We start from the raw sequence: 4,516 nt of genomic DNA, 5'->3' as shown, positions 1-4,516 counted from the left end.
CAGCGTGTGGCGATCGCGGCGGCGACACCGGCCATTAAGGTGGCGCTGGCGCGGTTGGTGATCCTGACCGCGTAACCGTTGCTTCAATGAGCACGCAACCTTCGGTTGACGAAGCGCCACACGGCGCTCACCAGCAGCGATCCTACACCGAGCGAGACACCCAGCAGCACGATCGAACTCATATGATCGCGCACCAGCGGCACGTTGCCGAACAGATAGCCGGCCGCCACCAGCGACCCAATCCACAGCGCCGCGCCCGCCGTGACGAACGACACGAAACGTGCAAACGTCATGCGCGAAACGCCGGCGACGAACGGCGCGAAAGTGCGCACGACGGCAATGAACGGCGACAGCAGAAAGGTCAGGCCACCGCGTGCTTCGTAAAACGCGTGCGCCTTACGCAATGCATTCTTGTCGAGCCAGCGGTAGTCGGCGGTATAGACTTTTTCGCCGATCGCGCGGCCGATCGCATAGTCGACGATGCTGCCGGCCACGGTGGCGGCGAACAGCACGGGGATCACGAGCCAGACGTTTAGCGCGCCGGTGGCGGCGAGACCGCCACAGATGAAAATCAGCGGATCACCCGGCAAAAAGAATAGCGGCAGGAAGCCGATCTCGACGAACACGACGAGAAACAGCATCGCGTAGACGGCCGTGCCGTATTGCACGATCAAACCGCTCAGGTGCTGGTCGAAGTGCAGGGCGACCTGCAGCACATGCATGAGATCCATCTTGGTTCGAAAGGGATTTGGGTGTTCAGGAGTTTAGTCCCGTGGCGGCGCGGGCACTTGTTTATTTCGCGGTGGTGATGTCAATATCGGGGCCTGCCTGTCCGAATCACGTTTCGGAACCACATCTAAAAATCTCTACGAAACGCTTATGCAACATGCTTCCAACCTCACGTTCCGCCCTGCCGAGCCTCACGATGCAGATGCTATCCGTACGATCGAATTCGAGGCGGGCCAGCGCTTTGTCAGCGTCGGCATGACCGGTATCGCCGATGCACCGCCGATGGAGCTGGAACTCGTCTACCGCAAGATCGACGCGCAGCAGATCGTCGTCGCCGTGGATGCCGATGCGGCCTGTGTGGGGTTCGTAATGTTCGAGCCGCAGCCTGCGCGCTTCTACGTTCAGGAGGTCGACGTGCTGAGGTCGCATGCCGGGCAACGCATCGGCGCGGCGCTAATCGAGCAGGTCGCACAACTCGCGCTCGCGCAACAGGTCACGCAACTCACGCTGTCGACGTTTCGCGAGGTGCCGTGGAACGCGCCGTACTATCGGCGGCTCGGCTTTCGCGATATCGAGGAGGCCGATCTCGATGCGGCATTGATCGCTCGGCGCGACGCGCATATCGCGCGCGGACTCGACGAATCGAAGCGCGTGTTCATGCGGCGTGATCTGGCATGACAGCGGGCGTGAAGGCCTGGATTGCTTGTGGTGCGGGCCACGTGCGCCGCGCGCAACGTCCCGCGCATAAAAAGAACGCGGCGGGTGTGAGCGGATAACGTTCCAGTCACACCCGCCGCGTGGTTTTGCAGCGCACGACGGGTAACCCAGCGCTTTAACGAGGCAACGTATGCGCCGCTGGCTTCAAGTCCTTATTCGACGGTTTCCAGCGTCGGATAGTCCACGTAGCCGGTTTCGCCGCGTGCATAGTACGTCGCCGGATTCGGCTTGTTCAGCGGTGCATTCGTCGCGAAGCGGCGCACCAGATCCGGGTTCGCGATGAACAACTGACCCCATGCCACCGCGTCCGCTTCACCCGCGTCGAGCACGTGCTGCGCGGTTTCCTTCGTGAACTTTTCGTTCGCGATGTACGGGCCGCCGAATGCCTTCTTCAGTTGCGGGCCGAGGCGGTCGTCGCCGAGTGCTTCGCGTGCGGCGATAAACGCAATCTTGCGCTTGCCGAGTTCGTGCGCCACGTAACCGAAGGTGGCCGCCGGATCCGAATCGCCCATGGCGTGCGCGTCGCGGCGCGGCGCGAGGTGAACGCCGACACGGTTCGCACCCCAGACGTCGATACAGGCGTCCGTTATTTCGAGCAGCAGACGGGCGCGGTTTTCGATCGGGCCGCCGTAGGCGTCGGTACGCGTGTTGGTGCTGTCCTGCAGGAACTGATCGAGCAGATAGCCATTCGCGCCGTGTACTTCTACACCGTCAAAACCTGCCGCTTTCGCGTTTTCGGCGCCCTTGCGGAACGCGTCGACCACACCGGCGATTTCGTCGAGTTCGAGTGCGCGCGGCGTCACGTACGGACGCTCCGGACGCACCAGGCTCACGTGACCCTGGGCTGCGATGGCGCTCGGCGCGACCGGCAGTTCGCCGTTCAGGAACAGCGGGTCCGAAATACGGCCAACGTGCCACAGTTGCAGGAAGATCTTGCCGCCGGCGGCATGCACGGCGTTCGTGACGATCTTCCAACCTTCGACCTGTTCCTGCGACCAGATGCCCGGGGTTTCGGCGTAACCGACACCTTGCGGCGTGACTGAAGTGGCTTCGCTGATGATCAGCCCTGCCGTGGCGCGTTCGGCGTAGTACTTCGCCATCAGCGCGTTCGGCACGCGGATTTCTTCGGCGCGTTGGCGCGTGAGCGGCGCCATGATGATGCGGTTCGACAACGTAATGTCGCCAATCTGGAGCGGGTCAAAAAGAGTCGGCATATGAGTTCACCTTGGGTGGCGGGCACGTGGCCCGAGCCTTAAAAAACTGCGTGATGAAAGAAGCGCGGCGATGCGGATGACACATTCACAGCCCAGTGTTCATGTGCTCGATAAACGCCTGAATGACAGCCTCGTTGCGTTTGAAAAACACCCATTGACCGACCCGCTTCGATGTGACGAGACCGGCCCGTTGCAACGCAGCGAGATGCGCCGACACGGTGGACTGCGACAGGCCGCAGCGCGCGTCGATCTTGCCGGCGCACACGCCGTAGTCGAGCGGCAGGTCCTGGTCGGAGAAATGCGCGTACGGCTCGCGCAGCCAGCCGAGAATCTCCCGCCGAACAGGGTTGGCAAGCGCTTTGTGAATCGCGTCAATATCAAGCGTCATGTGAGTCAGTTTTCAGGTCATCGACAACAGGCAGACGTGGTACCGGTTAGCGGTCACGCATCTGCATCGCTACAAGACGAATCATATATCGGAATTTTGCGATATGCTTGAAGCCATTACTGACTATGGGGTTGATAGGTATGGACGTACAAAAAAGGCCGCACCTTCTAAATTAGGCATAAAAGTAACAAAAAAGAGCGCACTTCATATCCCATATGTTGGGTTAATATGTTAACGTGTTGATTTAATGACATATTTTCGCTGCGCTTAAGGGGCGGGCGACACCCATTTCGGCGCATTTCAGGAGTTGATGAGGTGTAAGATATTTCGGATGCCAAATTATAAGTGCGCACTCGGTATGGCAGACATGGCTTTGGCGGAATATTTCAATTCCCCTTCAATTTTTGCTGTCGTCGATTGGACCCAAGAAGTGGCTCTGAATCGCTTGGTGTGTCATTTTTGTCGGCAGAAAACCCGTCGTCGGCGAGCGGCGTCATTCTGTTAAGCGTGTCGGCCCGCACGATGATGGTTGCCGATTCGGGCGACCATAGAAAAGGTTGGCATTTGAGTCGGGCTTGGCATACGTGCCGGTCATTGACGTGCGCGGTCCAGCAGGGTCCGAAAGCGCGCGGGGCCTATCGGTTTTCCCGTTCACTAGTCGGTTACTGACAGTAGCTCTACTGCATGGGTGTTGCGCCGGACGGCGTTGTCACATTAAAGTGTTCGCGTCGCAGTAGTGCGATGAACGGAGCTAATTCTTAAAAGCCGGACGGATTTTGGGTAAGCCCGGTGAAACGATGCCAAGCGGCAAAGCGATCGCCGAGTTGTTGGCGGTGGAGCGAGGCGCGTAGTAGATGTCGCTTCAGTGCGAAGTGCTGCCGGATCGGTCCGAAATTCGACAGGAACGCTTGCGTGCGTTCAGGATCGCGGAAACCACGCATGCGGCGCTCGCGTTCTCGCGTGGGTTGATGACTATTTTCGGCCCGGTTGTTCACTCGGGCGCTGGCTTTCACGAAAACGTGCTTCACGTTTACCAGTTCAGGGATCTCGCTCTTCGCCGCCGGATAGCTGCGCAACTGGTCAGTGACAATCTTGCGCGGCACCTCAGGACAAGCCGCCAATACACGTTTGAAGAATCGTTTCGCCGCAGCCTTGTCGCGCCGCTTCTGCAGCAGGATATCAAGTTCGGCGCCATGCTGATCGACTGCCCGCCAAAGTAGATAAGGCTCACCGCGTAGCGTCACAAACACCTCATCCAGATGCCACGTGGTGCCGGGCTTGCGACGAGCAGCCTTGACGCGATGCGAGAAGCCAGCGCCGAATTTGTCGCACCAGCGCCGGACTGTTTCATAGCTGACGATTACACCGCGCTCGAACAGCAGCTCTTCAATGTCGCGCAGGCTCAATTGAAAACGGAAATACCAGCGAACGGCGCAACTGATAACGGCGCCCGGGAATCGATGGCGAT

The 4,516-nt window shown here is 59.5% G+C and carries 5 protein-coding genes; 1 reads left to right on the top strand and 4 read right to left on the bottom strand.

Annotation, left to right across the window (positions count from 1 at the left end; genetic code table 11):
- Positions 1-83 precede the first annotated feature (83 nt).
- On the bottom strand, positions 84-731 hold the full coding sequence (locus VFE81_RS10835; protein ID WP_325044589.1) for a VTT domain-containing protein: 648 nt from the start codon (positions 729-731) through the stop codon (positions 84-86).
- A gap of 148 nt (positions 732-879) precedes the next feature.
- Here VFE81_RS10835 and VFE81_RS10830 point away from each other — a divergent pair, with 148 nt between their 5' ends.
- Positions 880-1,407: a GNAT family N-acetyltransferase gene (locus VFE81_RS10830; protein ID WP_325044588.1), complete on the top strand. Its 528-nt coding sequence runs from the start codon at positions 880-882 to the stop codon at positions 1,405-1,407.
- 191 nt (positions 1,408-1,598) lie between these two features.
- Here VFE81_RS10830 and VFE81_RS10825 read toward each other — a convergent pair whose 3' ends face one another.
- The 3 genes from VFE81_RS10825 to VFE81_RS10815 form a co-directional block, all read right to left on the bottom strand.
- Positions 1,599-2,660 (bottom strand): alkene reductase, encoded by a 1,062-nt coding sequence (locus tag VFE81_RS10825; protein WP_325044587.1) that lies wholly within the window; start codon positions 2,658-2,660, stop codon positions 1,599-1,601.
- Positions 2,661-2,745: 85 nt separating this feature from the next.
- On the bottom strand, positions 2,746-3,048 hold the full coding sequence (locus VFE81_RS10820; protein WP_325044586.1) for an ArsR/SmtB family transcription factor: 303 nt from the start codon (positions 3,046-3,048) through the stop codon (positions 2,746-2,748).
- 758 nt (positions 3,049-3,806) lie between these two features.
- A partial coding sequence (locus VFE81_RS10815) for an IS6 family transposase (RefSeq protein ID WP_325044585.1) occupies positions 3,807-4,516 on the bottom strand: 710 nt, incomplete at its 5' end.

This window comes from Paraburkholderia sp., assembly GCF_035656215.1.
In the GTDB taxonomy this organism is placed as follows: Bacteria; Pseudomonadota; Gammaproteobacteria; order Burkholderiales; family Burkholderiaceae; genus Paraburkholderia.
This window is presented reverse-complemented; position numbering and strand designations above follow the sequence as displayed.

What these genes read in the sequence shown, in the direction of transcription:
- VFE81_RS10835 (WP_325044589.1), bottom strand. Translation starts at nt 731, where the DNA reads ATGGATCTCATGCATGTGCTGCAGGTCGCCCTGCACTTCGACCAGCAC.
- VFE81_RS10830 (WP_325044588.1), top strand. Translation starts at nt 880, where the DNA reads ATGCAACATGCTTCCAACCTCACGTTCCGCCCTGCCGAGCCTCACGAT.
- VFE81_RS10825 (WP_325044587.1), bottom strand. Translation starts at nt 2,660, where the DNA reads ATGCCGACTCTTTTTGACCCGCTCCAGATTGGCGACATTACGTTGTCG.
- VFE81_RS10820 (WP_325044586.1), bottom strand. Translation starts at nt 3,048, where the DNA reads ATGACGCTTGATATTGACGCGATTCACAAAGCGCTTGCCAACCCTGTT.